The 14,747-nt window shown below is 61.8% G+C and carries 12 protein-coding genes and 1 tRNA gene; 3 read left to right on the forward strand and 10 right to left on the reverse strand.

Translation table 11 applies throughout. The features are described from left to right. Window positions 1-17 precede the first annotated feature (17 nt). A complete protein-coding gene (locus ACRTG1_RS17315; protein ID WP_113154564.1) occupies window positions 18-947 on the forward strand; it encodes a carbohydrate kinase family protein in 930 nt (309 codons plus the stop codon). Between the two features lie 278 nt (window positions 948-1,225). On the opposite strand, the gene cysQ is transcribed toward ACRTG1_RS17315, so the two are convergent. From cysQ to ACRTG1_RS17335, 4 genes are all read right to left on the reverse strand, one after another. Then, window positions 1,226-2,026 carry a 3'(2'),5'-bisphosphate nucleotidase CysQ gene (cysQ, locus tag ACRTG1_RS17320; RefSeq protein WP_432516720.1) on the reverse strand — a complete coding sequence of 267 codons (801 nt, stop codon included), beginning with the start codon at window positions 2,024-2,026 and terminating at the stop codon, window positions 1,226-1,228. Between the two features lie 85 nt (window positions 2,027-2,111). Next, on the reverse strand, window positions 2,112-4,031 hold the full coding sequence (gene cysN / locus ACRTG1_RS17325) for a sulfate adenylyltransferase subunit CysN (RefSeq protein ID WP_432516721.1): 1,920 nt from the start codon (window positions 4,029-4,031) through the stop codon (window positions 2,112-2,114). 2 nt (window positions 4,032-4,033) lie between these two features. Next, the gene (cysD, locus tag ACRTG1_RS17330) at window positions 4,034-4,993 is read right to left on the reverse strand and encodes a sulfate adenylyltransferase subunit CysD (RefSeq protein WP_432516784.1); all 960 of its coding nucleotides are present in this window, start codon (window positions 4,991-4,993) and stop codon (window positions 4,034-4,036) included. A 175-nt stretch (window positions 4,994-5,168) separates the two neighbouring features. Further along, window positions 5,169-6,287, reverse strand: a complete 1,119-nt coding sequence (locus ACRTG1_RS17335) for a DegT/DnrJ/EryC1/StrS family aminotransferase (RefSeq protein ID WP_113154560.1) — start codon at window positions 6,285-6,287, stop codon at window positions 5,169-5,171. Between the two features lie 297 nt (window positions 6,288-6,584). Here ACRTG1_RS17335 and ACRTG1_RS17340 point away from each other — a divergent pair, with 297 nt between their 5' ends. Continuing rightward, on the forward strand, window positions 6,585-7,946 hold the full coding sequence (locus tag ACRTG1_RS17340; RefSeq protein ID WP_432516722.1) for a phosphomannomutase: 1,362 nt from the start codon (window positions 6,585-6,587) through the stop codon (window positions 7,944-7,946). 52 nt (window positions 7,947-7,998) lie between these two features. On the opposite strand, the gene ACRTG1_RS17345 is transcribed toward ACRTG1_RS17340, so the two are convergent. The 3 genes from ACRTG1_RS17345 to ACRTG1_RS17355 all read right to left on the reverse strand — a co-directional run bounded on the left by ACRTG1_RS17345 (window position 7,999) and on the right by ACRTG1_RS17355 (window position 9,731). After that, complete coding sequence (locus ACRTG1_RS17345; protein WP_224924761.1) at window positions 7,999-8,259, reverse strand: sunset domain-containing protein; 261 nt, start codon at window positions 8,257-8,259, stop codon at window positions 7,999-8,001. A 199-nt stretch (window positions 8,260-8,458) separates the two neighbouring features. Next, window positions 8,459-8,533: transfer RNA gene (locus ACRTG1_RS17350), tRNA-Gln, on the reverse strand. A gap of 97 nt (window positions 8,534-8,630) precedes the next feature. Further along, window positions 8,631-9,731 (reverse strand): DUF2793 domain-containing protein, encoded by a 1,101-nt coding sequence (locus ACRTG1_RS17355; protein ID WP_432516723.1) that lies wholly within the window; start codon window positions 9,729-9,731, stop codon window positions 8,631-8,633. A gap of 529 nt (window positions 9,732-10,260) precedes the next feature. On the opposite strand from ACRTG1_RS17355, the gene ACRTG1_RS17360 reads away from it, so the two are divergent. Continuing rightward, a complete protein-coding gene (locus ACRTG1_RS17360; RefSeq protein ID WP_299936921.1) occupies window positions 10,261-11,667 on the forward strand; it encodes a mannose-1-phosphate guanylyltransferase/mannose-6-phosphate isomerase in 1,407 nt (468 codons plus the stop codon). A 21-nt stretch (window positions 11,668-11,688) separates the two neighbouring features. Here the strand turns inward: ACRTG1_RS17360 and ACRTG1_RS17365 are convergent, their stop codons facing one another. The 3 genes from ACRTG1_RS17365 to ACRTG1_RS17375 all read right to left on the reverse strand — a co-directional run bounded on the left by ACRTG1_RS17365 (window position 11,689) and on the right by ACRTG1_RS17375 (window position 14,620). Beyond that, window positions 11,689-12,924: an O-antigen ligase family protein gene (locus ACRTG1_RS17365; protein ID WP_432516724.1), complete on the reverse strand. Its 1,236-nt coding sequence runs from the start codon at window positions 12,922-12,924 to the stop codon at window positions 11,689-11,691. Beyond that, window positions 12,924-13,910, reverse strand: a complete 987-nt coding sequence (gene galE, locus ACRTG1_RS17370; protein WP_113154555.1) for a UDP-glucose 4-epimerase GalE — start codon at window positions 13,908-13,910, stop codon at window positions 12,924-12,926. The genes ACRTG1_RS17365 and galE overlap by 1 nt, the downstream gene beginning before the upstream one ends. Window positions 13,911-14,014: 104 nt before the next feature. After that, the gene (locus ACRTG1_RS17375; RefSeq protein ID WP_206545869.1) at window positions 14,015-14,620 is read right to left on the reverse strand and encodes a biotin transporter BioY; all 606 of its coding nucleotides are present in this window, start codon (window positions 14,618-14,620) and stop codon (window positions 14,015-14,017) included. Window positions 14,621-14,747 lie beyond the last annotated feature (127 nt).

Below are 14,747 nucleotides of genomic sequence, written 5' to 3' on the forward strand. Positions count from 1 at the left end.
TGAACGGGAGGCACGTCATGATCCTTTGTTGCGGCGAAGCGCTGATCGACATGCTGCCGCGCCAGTCGAGCGACGGCGAAGCGGCCTTTGCGCCCTATACCGGCGGCGCGGTCTTCAACAGCGCCATCGCCATTGCCCGCCTCGGCGTGTCCTGTGGCTTCTTCACCGGCCTCTCGGACGATCTCTTCGGTCGGATGCTGCGCGAGAAGCTTGAGGAAAGCCATGTGGATCTTGGCCTTGCGCAGATTTCCAGCCGCCCCACGACACTCGCCTTCGTGACCCTTACCGCCGGTCAGGCCGAATACGCCTTCTATGATGAAAGCACAGCCGGCCGGATGGTCTCGCCCGACGACCTGCCCGCCATCGGCACAGATGTGTCGGCCCTTCTGTTCGGCGGCATCAGCCTCGTGTCAGAGCCCTGTGGCTCGGCCTATGAGGCGCTGATGGCGCGCGAGGCTGCGGGCCGCGTCATCATGCTCGACCCAAACATCCGCCCCGCCTTTATCACCGATGCAAAAAGCCACCGCGCCCGCATTGAGCGCATGCTTGCCCTGTCCGACATCGTGAAAATCTCCACCGACGATCTTGCATGGTTCGGCGAAACGGAAAGCACCGACGCGATCGCCGCGCGCTGGCTGGCGCGCGGGCCCTCCCTCGTCATTGTCACCGATGGCGGCAAGGGCGCGACGGCCTACACGAAATCACAAAAGCAGTTCGTCGCGGCACGGCCCGTCACCGTGGTCGACACGGTCGGCGCCGGCGACACGTTCAACGGCGCGCTTCTGGCGGCACTTGAGATGGCGGGGCTTCTGACGAAGGAAAAGATCGCCGCACTCGGCGCTGAAGAGATTTCAGAAGCAATGACCTTCGCAACCCGCGCCGCCGCCATCACCGTGTCACGCGCCGGCGCAAATCCCCCCTGGAAGGAAGAGCTGACGACGGCCTGACTGGACGGTCAGGTGGAAAAGCCTGCGCTCTGCCTTCCCTTCCCAATAAGAAGCACGGCCCTTCGGCCATCCTCCTTCTCCCCGTGTGCGGGGAGAAGGTCCCGGCAGGGGGATGAGGGGCCGCGCAAGCCTCGCCGCACGGCAGCCACCCCATTCAAAACCTGGCACTGATCACAATTGCAGGTGCCCGCCCCTCATCCTCACCTTCTCCCCGCCAGCGGGGAGAAAGAGGCGTTGACGGCTGCGCCTACACAACAACGGCCCAAAGCAGGATGCTCTCAGCCCGCCCCTTCGGCAACGAATGACGGGCTCGCAAAGGCTTCCAGCCCCTCGCCGCCCTTCGGCCCGTAGGTGAGCGGCGCGCCATCCAGCGTGTGCGCCATGCCGCCTGCCGCGCGCAGCACGGCGTCGCCGGCCGCCGTGTCCCACTGCATGGTCCGGCCGAAGCGCGGATAGAGATCCGCATCGCCCCGCGCGATCATGCAGAATTTCAGCGACGAACCGATGGAAACCGTCTCGGCATCGGGATGGCGGGCGATGAAGGCGCGGGTTTCGTCGGTACAGTGCGAGCGGCTCGCGACAATCGCAGGCGGCGTCCGGCGCGGCCGCGCCCTGATCGTCCGCCGCTCCTGCGGCTTGCCGCCCACCACCGGAATTTCAAACGCAGCCCCCGGACGCGCCGAATAGAGCAGATCGCGCGCCGGCGCATAGACAACGCCCGCCACCGGCTCGCCATTGCGGATCAGGCCGATATTGACGGTAAAATCCGGACGCCGCGCGATGAATTCGCGTGTGCCGTCAAGCGGATCTACCAGGAGGAAATTACCGTCGCCGCAGGCCGGAATGACGCCACCGGACGCGGCCTCTTCAGAAACGCAGGGCGTTCCCAGCCCCACATTCCGAAACCCGTCGAGGATCACCCTCTCCGCAGCACGGTCGGCTGCCGTTACCGGCGTATCGTCAGCCTTCTGCTCCACCTCGAAGCCCGCCTCGTAGTGCTGCATGATCGCAGCCCCCGCCGCCAGCGCGAGTTCTTCAAACAGCGCCAGAAGCGCCGCGTCGTCCTTCATCATGCCCATGGGCCAGTCAGTCTTTCCACCAGAGCATCGGACCGAAAATCGGAAACCGGCTTTTGGTTGTTCCGATGCCCTTCTTCAATTCAGATCAGCAATGGCCACGTTCCTTGAGCCAGGCCTCGATTTCGTCGACCAGCTCTTCGGGCGCGCGGGCCATCGTCTCGATGTGGATATCAGCCCTTTCCGGCGTCTCATAGGGGGAATCGACGCCCGTGAAGTTCTGGATCTCGCCATTGAGCGCCTTGGCATAGAGCCCTTTCGGATCACGCCTCGCGCATTCTTCAAAGGGCGTGTCCACGAAGACCTCCACAAACTCGCCCTCGTTCATCAGCTCGCGCGCCATGCGCCGCTCGGCCCTGAAGGGCGAGATGAACGAGACGAGCACGATCAACCCGGCATCCGCCATCAGCTTTGCCGTTTCGGCCACACGGCGGATGTTCTCCACCCGGTCCTCGTCCGTAAAGCCCAGATCCCGGTTCAGCCCGTGGCGAACATTGTCACCATCCAGAACATAGGTGTGGCGGCCGGCTGCATGCAGTTTCTTTTCCAGAAGGCTGGCAATGGTCGATTTGCCGGAACCCGAAAGCCCGGTGAACCACAGAACCGCCGGCTTCTGGTGCTTCAGTTCCGCGCGTGACTGGCGCGTCACATCGAGCGCCTGCCAGTGGATGTTCGCTGCGCGCCGCAAAGGCCGCTGGATCATGCCCGCGCCGACCGTCGCATTGGTCAGCCGGTCAATCAGGATGAAAGCGCCCGTGGTGCGGTTATCGCTGAAAGCGTCAAAGGCAATCGGCGCCTGAGCTGAAAAATTGCACAGCCCCACCTCGTTCAGATCGAGGCTGGTTGCCGCTTCCTCGGCAAAATTGTTGATGTTCCGTCGATGCTTGAGCTGGCTCACCGTCGCCGAAACCTCATCCGTTTCGGTGCGCAGAATGTAGGAGCGCCCCGGCAGGAGCGGCTTTTCATCGAACCACACAAGCGTCGCGGAGAACTGATCGGCCACATGCGGGCGCGCCTCGGGCGTCACAAGCATGTTGCCGCGCGAAAGCTCCACCTCGTCCTCGAGCAGAAGCGTCACCGCCTGCCCCTCCGAGGCAACGTCGAGATCGCCATCCTGCGTGACGATGCGACGGATGCGCGTCTGCTTGCCCGACTTGGCGACCGTCACCCGCTCGCCGACGCCGATGCTGCCAGCAGCCACCGTGCCCGAGAAACCGCGAAAATCAAGGTTCGGCCGCGAGACATACTGCACGGGAAAGCGAAACGGCTTCCCCTCTGCCTCGGCCTCGATGTCGACCGTCTCCAGATGCTCCAGCAGCGACGGCCCGTCATACCAGGGCGTCTTGCCCGACGAGCGGATGACATTGTCGCCATAGCGCGCCGACATGGGGATCGGCTGGATCGTCGTGAAGCCGAGCTCTTCGGCAAACGCGCGATACTCCGCCGCGATGCGCTCGAACACGGCTTCATCAAAGCTGACAAGATCGATCTTGTTCACCGCCAGAGCGATGTGGCGAATGCCCAGAAGCGAGGCGATCATCGAGTGCCGACGCGTCTGCGGCAGGATGCCCTGCCGCGCGTCCACCAGCACGATGGCCACATCCGCTGTGGATGCGCCGGTCGCCATGTTGCGCGTGTACTGCTCATGGCCCGGCGTGTCGGCCACGATGAATTTGCGGCGCGGCGTGGAGAAGAAACGATAGGCCACATCGATGGTGATGCCCTGCTCGCGTTCGGCCTCCAGCCCGTCGACCAGCAGTGCGAAATCGATCTCATCGCCGGCCGTGCCGTGCTTGCGGGAATCGTTTTCAAGTGCTGCCAGCTGGTCCTCGAAGATCAGCTTGGTGTCGAACAGGAGACGCCCGATCAGCGTCGACTTGCCGTCATCCACCGAGCCGCAGGTCAGGAACCGCAAAAGCCCCTTGTTCTCCTGCCCGGCCACATAGTCGCGGATATCGACCAGAGCATCGTCATCTTCACGCAGAAGCGCTGTGTTGGCGGTCAACATGATCAGAAATACCCCTCGCGCTTCTTCTTTTCCATGGAGCCCGCCTCATCGCGGTCGATCAGACGCCCCTGCCGTTCAGACGTGCGGGCCGTCAGCATCTCGCCGACGATTTCCTCGAGCGTGGCAGCGGTCGACGGGATCGCGCCCGTCAGCGGGTAGCAGCCAAGCGTGCGGAAGCGCACCAGACGCTCCTCCACCTTCTCGCCCGGCTGAAGGCGCATCCGGTTATCATCGACCATGATGGTCATTCCGCCCCTATCCACCACCGGCCGTCTGGCGGCGAAATAGAGCGGAACGATGGGAATGTTTTCCTGCAGGATGTATTGCCAGATGTCCTGCTCGGTCCAGTTGGAGAGCGGGAAGACACGGATCGATTCACCCTGCGCCACGCGCGTGTTGTAGATCTTCCACATTTCCGGCCGCTGGTTCTTCGGGTCCCAGCCATGGCCTGCGGAGCGGAACGAGAAAATGCGTTCCTTGGCGCGGCTTTTCTCTTCGTCGCGCCGCGCACCGCCAAAGGCGGCGTCAAACCCGTATTTGTCGAGCGCCTGGCGCAGCGCCACCGTCTTCATCACATGGGTGTGCGTGTTGGAGCCATGATCGAACGGATTGATGCCGTCGCGCACGCCCTCCTCGTTTACATGCACCAGAAGCTCAAAACCCTTTTCGCGCGCCATCCGGTCGCGAAATTCGATCATCTCGCGAAACTTCCAGGTGGTGTCCACATGCAGGAAGGGGAATGGCGGTTTGGCCGGGTAGAACGCCTTCATCGCCAGATGCATCAGCACGGACGAATCCTTGCCGACGGAATAAAGCATCACCGGCTTTGAAAAGGTCGCCGCCACTTCGCGGAAGATGTGGATCGCCTCGGCTTCCAGCCTGTCGAGATGGGTAAGGGCTGCCGGCATGTTTTCGCCTTCGCGTCTTTGTCGCTGCGGCCGGAGCCTTTGCGGCTTCCGGATCCTGCCCTTGGGGTACCATGCGGTTTTCGGCCCTCTCAAGGCGCGCACGCCCAACCTCACCCCGGTTTGCGAGGCGCTTTTTGCGTTGTTTCCGGCAAAGGGGAAAAGGCATTTCAGAATGCAAAAAAGGCCCGTTTTCACGGGCCTTTTCGATGTTCTGGAAGCAGTCGTCAGCCTATTCGGCGACAGCGCTGCGGATGGTCTCGATCACGCGATCCTGGTCGCTCTCGGCGAGATAGGGGTGCATCGGCAGGCACAGAATGCGGTGCGGCAGGCTCTCCGAAATGGCGAGACCACCCGGCGCTTTCGCATGCATCTCATAGGCCTTCTGCAGGTGCAGCGGCTTCTCGTAATAGACAACCGAGGGAATGCCCGCCTCACCAAGGCGCTTGCGCACCAGGTCGCGCTTCCCGGTCTCGATGGCATATTGCGCCCAGGCCGAGCGATGGCCCTTCGGCGTCACCGCCACCTTCACCACATCGCCAAGCCCCTCGGCATAGCGTGCGGCAACCTTCTGGCGCGCTTCCATCTCGTCTTCGAGGATCGCCAGCTTCTCGATCAGGATCGCGGCCTGGATCGTGTCGAGGCGAGAATTCAGGCCCACGCGCACATTGTCATACTGGCTTTCGCCCTTGCCGTGGAAGGCGATGGAACGCAGCACATCGGCCAGCTCGTCATCATCGGTGAACATCGCGCCGCCGTCACCATAACAACCCAGCGGCTTGGCCGGGTAGAAGCTGGTGGACGCCACATGGCCAAACGCGCCGCAGCGCTTGTTGTTGAGCGTGCCGCCGATGGACTGGGCGGCGTCCTCGATGATGCGCAGACCTTCACGCGCGGCAATGCCTTCGATGGCTCCGTAGTCGGCAGCCAGACCAAAGAGATCGACCGGGATCACCGCCTTCGGCGTCAGCCGGCCTTCCGCCTTGATGTGGTCGATGGCGGCCGTCAGGCTCTTCGGGTCCATATTGTAGGTGTCGGCGTCGATTTCCACGAAAACCGGCTCTGCGCCGGCCAGCGCCACGACTTCGGCCGTCGCTGCAAAGGTGAAGCTCGGGCAGAACACCGCGTCGCCCGGTCCGATGCCATAGGCCATCAGCGGCATGAGCAGGGCGTCGGTGCCATTGGCGCAGGCGATAACGTGCTTGGTGCCCACATAGGCCGCGAGCTGCTCTTCAAGAGCGCTGACTTCCGGCCCGAGAATATAGCGCCCTTCGGCAACAACCTTGTCGATTGCGGTCGCCAGTTTGTCCTTGATGCGCTCACGCTGAGCGCCGAGATCGATAAATTGCATTTGTTGCCCAATCGGTTGCGGGATGATTCCGCGTTATCCCCGTCCGTTGAATAGGGATGCGGCGGGCGCAGTGCAACCAACGCCCCCCTTCAAACTGATGCGCCGGCTGTTACACGAGGTGAACAAGCCGGCATGCAACCGTTTCAGCTCTTGTGTATTTGCGTAGCGTGCGCATTTGTCGCCGCAATTGTGACTCTGTGTGCCTTCATCCAATTCTAACAAAACTTCAATCAATCATTGCAATGCTAAACGATGACAGAGCATTGTTCATCTTCGAGATTATTCAGGAAGGAAAGTATGGGCGCCCCCTTCAAAGCGTATGACGTTCGCGGCCGTATCCCCGCAGAAATCAATGTTCCCTTCGCCTATCGCTTTTCGCAGGCGCTCAAGCAAAGCCTCAACCCTGGCACGGTCGTTATCGGCCACGACATGCGCATGGACAGCCCGGCGCTGGCCGAAGCGCTGACCCAGGGCCTTCTCGACAGCGGCGTCGCCGTGCGCCCCGTTGGCCGCTGCGGCACGGAAGAGGTCTATTTCCACACCGCCGCAAGCGGCGCGGATGCCGGCCTTATGGTGACCGCCAGCCACAACCCGCCCGATTACAACGGCATCAAGATGGTGCTGAAAGGCGCGTCCGCCGCCACGCCGGACAACGCCTTCAACGCAATCGAAGAGATCATGCGTTCGGATGCGGTGCTTCAGCCGGTTGCCGATTATGCCGCGCGCGGCGCACTGCACGATCCGTGCGACCGCGACGCCTATATCGAACGCCTTCTCAACGAGGTGGCCGGCCAGAACCTGAAACCGATGAAGATTGTCTGTCACGCCGGCAATGGCTGTGCAGGCCCGATCATCGATCTTCTGGAAAAGCATCTGCCCTTCGCCTTCATCAAGATCGACCACGAGCCCGATCCGCGCCTGCCCAATGGCGTGCCCAACCCGCTGCTTCCGGAGAAGCGCGAGAAGGCCAGCAGGGCGGTGATCGAGCACGGCGCGGACCTCGCCATCGCCTGGGACGGCGATTTCGACCGCTGCTTCCTCTACGACCACAAGGGCCGTTTCGTGGAAGGCTATTATCTGGTCGGCATGATCGCCCAGTCTCTGCTCGCCAAGAATCCGGGCAGCACCGTTCTCTACGACCCGCGCCTGACCTGGAACACGATCGACGTGGTGGAAAGCGCCGGCGGCGTGGCGAAGGCCTGCCGCACGGGCCATGCCTATTTCAAGCAGATGATGCGCGAGGAGAACGCCATCTATGGCGGCGAGATGAGCGCGCATCATTACTTCCGCGATTTCGCCTATTGCGATTCAGGCATGCTTGCATGGCTCAACGTGGTGGCGGAGCTTTCGGCCAGTGGCACGACGCTCGCCGAGCGCCTGGAAGAGCGCATCGCGGCCTACCCCTGCTCGGGCGAGATCAACTTCACCGTTTCGGACGCAGCCGAGGTACAGGCCCGCATTTCCGATCACTACATGCCGCAGAACCCCGAGATCGAGAGCCAGGATGGCCTCGGCATGGTGTTCGACGACTGGCGCTTCAACCTGCGCGCCTCCAACACCGAACCCCTGCTGCGCCTCAACGTGGAGACCCGCGGCGACAAGGCGCTCCTGAAGGCAAAGGTGGACGAGCTGCGCGGGATGATCGAGCAGGCTGGTTGATCGGAAGAACAATAACGCTTCAGGAAAGCCCGGCTGAAAAGAGCCGGGCTTTTCAGACCTTGGATCTGCGCCATCCTGCGCGGCGCGCCTCGGCTTCCGAACAGAACCACCTCTCCCCGTAGCGCGGCGAGATGACGGTCTGCTCATAATAGCGCTGCCCCGGCACATGATAGATGCGCTCACCGGTATCGATGCTGACATTGCCCTTGATGTTGCAACTTGCCGACAGCATCAGCGCCTGAACCGGCTCGAGCCGTCCCCGGTCATAGGCGTATCCGGCGCCAACGGCTCCCAGAAGAACCGCTCCGAACAAGACTTTTTTCGTCAAACGCAATCGTTTGGCGCGTCTGAAACGCCGGGACGCGTCAATGACTTCGGGAGTAGGCTTCCACTTGCTCATGGCGCAAAGCTAGCAGTCAAAATTTGACACAGCCCCAAGACACCCGAAGCAATTTGAAGAAAATTGCTCGCGTTCTCGCTTCAACAACAGAGATTTCTGGATTTGCGAAGGCTGGCTGGGGCGGCAGGATTCGAACCTGCGAATGACGGTACCAAAAACCGTTGCCTTACCACTTGGCGACGCCCCAAGACCGAGCGAAGCGGTGGATAGCAGAAGCGCGGCCCCACGACAAGCAGGCGTTTTCAGCCTTTCTGTGGAGCACACGCTCATCACTGCGTCATGCGTCAGGCCACCCACTCTCCCCAGAACCGCGTGACCGTCGCCGGCACATAGCCATCAAGCCCGCTAAAGAGCTGCGCAAGCGCCACCGTGTCGCCCGCCGCCAGGCGCGTCATCACGTGAAGATGCAGCGCCGTTTCCGAACCATCCACCGCCAGATCGGCCACATCGCCCGCCACCAAAGGCGCGCAGAGGTCGCTCACGCCGTTGAGCACCAGCTTCGCCTTCACCGCCGTCGGCACATTCGCGCCATTCTGCTTCCAGCCGATGCTCGCCCCAAAGCGGTAGAGCCCGTCTGCCGGCGCGGTGAACCGGTTTGCGCCCGTGTCGAAGGACATCTGATCGTTCGACAGCGTGTTGTTGACGGCCACGGTCTGCCATGTGTCGGCGGCGACATACTGATCGTAATTGATGAAGCCAAGGAATTTGGCGTTGCCCGGCAGCGCCACAAGGCCGGAACCCTCATCGGTACGAATCGCATCCTTGAAGGCCAGACCATCGGGAGAAACCGCGAACCGCCAGCCATCGGAACCGAGCAGCCCAAACATCGCGCGCGTCACGAAACCGCTCTGCAACAGGAAGCCCACATCGTCGGCAGGCGCTTCCTTGTTCATCGTGTAGAGCAGGCTGCCCGTTCCCCCTTCGGCAGCGTAGCGGGCCGTCCAGAGCGCCTTGTCCAGCTTTGCAGAAAACGGGTTGGTCGCATCGGCGGTCATTCCAAGCCCGAACAGCGCTGCATTCTGGATCTCCGCCGCGCTCTCCGGAAATCCGTTGATGGCCTGCCAGCCCACGCCATCAAAGGCGGCAAGACGCGCCTCGTCGATGATCCAGGCCCGCCAGCCGGCAGCCGGCGCAAACCGCATCCACGCCCCATCGGCGAAATACGCCACCTGCCCTTCCCAGCCCGTCCACGCCCCGGTCGCCGCCGCCGCAACGATGTGGCATTCGCCCTCTTCGGGGCTGACCGGCGGTGCGGAGAGGTCGCGGTCACGCACAGCGAGCTGCACCAGCCCGTCGAGAAGACGAATGGCTTCGTTGTGCGTCACGTGTTTCTGCGCCTGCGACGGCATGATGTAGGGAAGCTTGAGATTTGCGGTCTGTTCCATCTTGGCCCGTTCCTTTTGATCGGGGAAAGTCTAGGAGCGGCAGAGGGTGCGGGGAGAAAACGGTGCCGGTCATCGCGCCCTCTCCCCGGCAAAGGGCGCATGAGTGCGCACGATTGGCCTGCTTGAACGAGGCGCGGCGGGGAGAAAAACAACCGTGGAGGTAGTCCCCTCTCCCCATGGACGGGGCAAATCCCTTGATGGCGCTCTTGCCTACACCCCGCGTCAACGTTTCCAATCTAAAGTCGGGGCATCCTTGGCGAAGGTTCCCGGCATTGCACTGTTCGAAGGCATCCGGGCACTGTTCGAAGGCATCCGGCGGCCTGCGGCACAGGCCACAGTATTTTGCAGTCAGGTGGAAACAGCTGACATCCGCATAAATGCGGAAAAACAGACAGATAGAGCGTCGGACTGAAAAGTTGATTCCGGCTTTCGGCCTGATGCTCCGTCAAAATTCTGGATCGTCCTTTGCGCGCCCGAAGGGGTGCCAGGCGATCCAGAGGTTCAGAACCAGAACGGCGGGGGTAGGCTCATGTTGGTACCGGTGATCATGGCGGGTGGAATGGGAACGCGGCTCTGGCCGGTTTCGCGCGAGCACTACCCCAAGCAGTTCTGCGCCCTGGTGGGCGACAGCACCATGCTGCAACAGACAATGCGCCGGCTGGACGGGCTGGGCGCAGCCACGCCCCTCACCGTCTGCAATGAAGAGCACCGCTTTCTGGCGGCCGAACAGCTTCGGCAGGCCGGCGTCGAAAATGCGCCGATCCTGCTTGAGCCTGTCGGCCGCAACACCGCGCCCGCGATCACGCTCGCAGCCCTTCAGGCGACGGCGAATGGCGCAGACCCGCTGCTTCTCGTCATGCCGGCAGATCACCTGATCCAGAACGTGCCCGCCTTCCATGAGGGGCTCTCAAGGGCAAAGGCGCTTGCCGAGGAAGGCTGGCTCGTCACCTTCGGTATCGTGCCCACCTGTCCGGAAACCGGCTTTGGCTACATCCGCCGTGGCAAGAAGATCGGCGACAGCGGCTTTGCGGTGGCCAGCTTCGAGGAAAAGCCGGATCTCGAAACGGCCAAGGCCTATCTCAAGGAAGGCGCATGCGACTGGAACAGCGGCATGTTCCTGTTCCGCGCCAGCGTCTATCTGGACGCCATGCAGAAACACGCGCCCGCCATTCTGGAGGCCTGCCGCGCCGCCATGAGCGGCGTGGAAAGCGATGCCTATTTTTTGCGTCCCGAGCGCACGGCCTTCGAGGCATGCCCTTCCGATTCCATCGACTATGCCCTTATGGAGAAGACCGACCGCGCGGCCGTGGTCCCGCTCGACGCCGGCTGGAACGACATCGGTTCATGGTCGGCCATCTGGGAGGCGCAGGACCGGGACGCGGATGGCAATGCGCTCATCGGCGATGTTCTGCAGGTCGCGTCCAAAAACTCCATTGTCTCCGCGCAGAAACGCCTCGTCGCCATCGTCGGCGTTGAGGATCTCGTGGTCGTTGAAACGGCTGATGCCGTCCTCGTGGCCAAACGTGATGCCGTACAGCACGTCAAGGAGATCGTCTCGCAGCTGAAATCCGCCGACCGCACCGAGCATGTGGACCATCGCCGGGTCTATCGTCCGTGGGGCGATTACGATTCCATCGATTTCGGCAACCGCTACCAGGTGAAGCGCATCACGGTGAAGCCCGGTGCAAAACTCTCCGTGCAGAAACACCACCACCGGGCGGAACACTGGGTGGTCGTCCGCGGCACGGCGCGGGTTCTCAAGGGCGAAGACACGATCATGCTCACCGAGAACCAGTCCACCTACATTCCGCTTGGCGAGATCCACGCGCTGGAAAACCCCGGCAAGATCCCGCTGGAGCTGATTGAGGTGCAGTCCGGTTCCTATCTGGGCGAAGACGACATCGTGCGTCTGGAGGACCGTTACGGCCGCGTATAACGCGGCCGCGACGTCAGATCATCAAGGCCTTTCAGCCCGATCCGCATCGGTCAGGCGCGAGGTTCCCCGCGCCAGGAACAGCCCCACGATCAGAAAGACCATGAAGACCGTGTCAAGAATGTCATGGCCGAACATGACGTTCACGCTGCCACCTCCGGCATAGACCGCTGCAAGCATGAGCAGCATCGCGCCGCCGAGGCGGGCGAGCGGGTCCTCTTTGTTCCCGAGGCTCTTTATCGCATAGACGGTGATCACCGCGAACATCGCGATCACCGCACAGCCCGCCACAATGCCACCCTCGATAAAGATGGTCATGAAGCCGTTGTGGAAATGGGTGAACCCGACCTCAATGCCGAAATCCCGCAGCACATATTCCTTGATGAGCGCCGAGGTGTTCTGCATTCCGTGACCGAAAATCGGGCTCTCCCGGAAGAGCTGAAGGCCCGTTTCCCAGAGCGCCACCCGCAACCCGAACGACGTGTTGTAGTCACCGCCCGAAAGGAGCTTGTCCACGCTCAGCCAAAGCGCATCGAAACGGCTCACGATGAGGCCCGATGTCAGGATCAGAAGGAGAACAGCAACACCAATCAGCGCAAAAACATGCACCCGCAGCACGGTGAAAACACGTTCACGGAAGATGAAAAGCTGCAGAAGCGCCAGCACGATCATCAGGATCCACACGGAACGCGAGCCGGAAAGCATCACCGCCCCGAAAGCTGCGGCGAAGGCAAGCAGGAGAACAAGCGTCCGCTTGCTGTCGAGAATGAGACCGCCTGCGAGACAGACAAGACCTGCCAGACACGCGACATCCGCAAAAACAAGCGCATTGCCCGCCCCCCCCTCGGCGCGCAGCCCCAGAAATTCGGACTGAACAAGCGCGAAGATCAGCGCCCCGAAACTCGCGATGACAGCGCCCGCCAGTGCTGCCTGCGCCACCTCTTGCCGGTCTGAAATTGTCCAGATGGAGTAGGAGAAAGGAAACAGAGCGAAGGTCGCAAGCGGCAGGAGCTTGTAAACACTCTGCCACGAAGGATCATTGATGAGGAAGGCGACAAGGTTCGCGGCCACATAAAGCAGCATCAGCATGGCGATCCAGCGCATCGCGCTGTCGGGGCTCAGTCGCCGCCGTCCCGTAACCACCTCGAAAACACACCACAGCGCACCGCCGTGCCAGACCACACTTGTTGCAGAACCAACAACCGGCGGCATTGAGAAACAGGCAAGCGTGAAGAGCCTGTTGATATTACGATACTGCATCAGCGGTTCCGTCCGGCAAGCTTCTTTTCCCAGCTCAGCGCATGCGTCACGATCTGGCGCAGATCGTCATACCTTGGTTCCCAGGAAAGCTCCCTCCGGCACCGCTCTGCCTCCGCAACGATGGCAACCGCATCACCGGGCCTGCGATCGCCGATGCGCACGTCGAAATCGGTCTGCGCCACCTCTTTAACCGCCTCAATCACCTCAAGAACGGAATAACCGTTTCCGTAGCCGCAATTGGCCACGAGGCTACCACCACCCGAACGCATGCGACGGAGCGCCAGGTAATGCGCATTCACCAGATCGGAGACATGAATGTAATCACGTACGCAGGTGCCGTCCGGCGTTTCATAGTCCGTGCCGAAAACTTCCATATGGCCGCGTTTGCCTGTCACGGTCTCGCAGGCGACCTTGATCAGATGCGTGGCGCCCTTGGTCGACTGCCCAGTGCGCAATTGCGGATCAGCACCGGAGACATTGAAATAACGTAGCGCCGTATAGTCGAAATTGTGCACAGCCGCACAGTCCCGCAGCATGAGCTCCGTCATCATTTTGGAGGTGCCATAGGGTGACTCAGGCCGCAACTCGGCATCTTCGCCCACCGGAAAACGCGCCGGGCTGCCATAGACTGCAGCCGTGGAAGAAAAGATGAAATGAGGAACCCCGCAGCGAACCGCGCTCTCGATCAGGCTGCGGGATTTGACTGTGTTGTTGAGATAATAGCCCAGCGGGTCGGATACGGATTCCGGCACGATGATCGAGCCCGCAAAGTGAATGATCGCATCCACATCATGCTTGCGGATCAGCTCCTCTACCAAGGTCTGGTCAGCGATGTCGCCCACCGCCAGCGTGGCCGCTTCGGGAACCGCCCAGTCGAAACCCGTGCTCAGCCGGTCGAGAACGACCACGTCTTCGCCATGGTCCAGAAGCTCCCAGACCATATGGCTGCCGATATAACCGGCGCCGCCGGTAACCAACACGCTCATGGTGTTCCTCTCAAAAAACTAAAATAAATCTTAAAAAAAACGGGCCAGACATCCCCTTCTGGCCCGCTCTCCGTTCCGCGTAAAAGCGGCGATTCGATGACCGTTTAGTGCCTCGAGATGCCCAGGCCGCGCAGCAGCGCCCATGCCGCCGGCATGAAGCAGGCAGCCAGCGCCACCTTGATCAGGTCCGGCATGATGAACGGCGCAACGCCGAACTGCCAGGCATTCTCAGCGCCGATCAGGCCTGCAAGCCATGCAAAGCCGAGCACCATCAGAGCTGCCTCCGCCACCAGCATCGCGCCGGCAAGCTTCAGCGGATTGCGGTCCCAGCCGCGGTCTGCCGCCCAGCCGGCAATCGCCGCCATGGCGACAAAGCCCAGAAGGTAACCGCCCGTCGGTCCCATCATGTATGCAAGGCCAATGCCCTTTTCCGGCGTACCCTGGAAAACCGGCAGCCCCATCGCGCCTTCAGCCATGTAGAGAAGCAGCGTCGCAACACCGAGGCGCATGCCGAAGGTTGCGCCGATCAGAAGAACAGCCAGCGTCTGCAGCGAAAGATCCACCGGGCCAAGCACAACGCGCGTCTTTGCCGACAGCGCCAGCAGGAGCGTTGCGCCCACGGCGAGGAAGAGCTGGGTGGTCAGGCGTCGTGCTGCATTGTCGGGCAGCGACTGCGACACGAGGGATCTGGATGCGATAGCGAGCGACATGGCGTCTCCGTTCATGCTTTATGCGAGTTGTTCCGCTTTCCTTCTCCTATAAGCGGTTCCATGATATGCGGCAACCTGAATGCGCTTTTCAGGCGTCCAGCATGCATCCAACTTTCGGACCCGTTGC

The sequence above is a fragment of the Nitratireductor sp. PBL-C9 genome (genome assembly GCF_050877045.1).
Taxonomy (GTDB): domain Bacteria; phylum Pseudomonadota; class Alphaproteobacteria; order Rhizobiales; family Rhizobiaceae; genus Nitratireductor; species Nitratireductor aquimarinus.

Excerpts from the sequence above, each read along its gene's own strand:
- ACRTG1_RS17315 (WP_113154564.1), top strand. The coding sequence starts at position 18 with ATGATCCTTTGTTGCGGCGAAGCGCTGATCGACATGCTGCCGCGCCAG.
- cysQ (WP_432516720.1), bottom strand. The coding sequence starts at position 2,026 with ATGGGCATGATGAAGGACGACGCGGCGCTTCTGGCGCTGTTTGAAGAA.
- cysN (WP_432516721.1), bottom strand. The coding sequence starts at position 4,031 with ATGTTGACCGCCAACACAGCGCTTCTGCGTGAAGATGACGATGCTCTG.
- ACRTG1_RS17335 (WP_113154560.1), bottom strand. The coding sequence starts at position 6,287 with ATGCAATTTATCGATCTCGGCGCTCAGCGTGAGCGCATCAAGGACAAA.
- ACRTG1_RS17340 (WP_432516722.1), top strand. The coding sequence starts at position 6,585 with ATGGGCGCCCCCTTCAAAGCGTATGACGTTCGCGGCCGTATCCCCGCA.
- ACRTG1_RS17355 (WP_432516723.1), bottom strand. The coding sequence starts at position 9,731 with ATGGAACAGACCGCAAATCTCAAGCTTCCCTACATCATGCCGTCGCAG.
- ACRTG1_RS17360 (WP_299936921.1), top strand. The coding sequence starts at position 10,261 with ATGTTGGTACCGGTGATCATGGCGGGTGGAATGGGAACGCGGCTCTGG.
- ACRTG1_RS17365 (WP_432516724.1), bottom strand. The coding sequence starts at position 12,924 with ATGCAGTATCGTAATATCAACAGGCTCTTCACGCTTGCCTGTTTCTCA.
- galE (WP_113154555.1), bottom strand. The coding sequence starts at position 13,910 with ATGAGCGTGTTGGTTACCGGCGGCGCCGGTTATATCGGCAGCCATATG.
- ACRTG1_RS17375 (WP_206545869.1), bottom strand. The coding sequence starts at position 14,620 with ATGTCGCTCGCTATCGCATCCAGATCCCTCGTGTCGCAGTCGCTGCCC.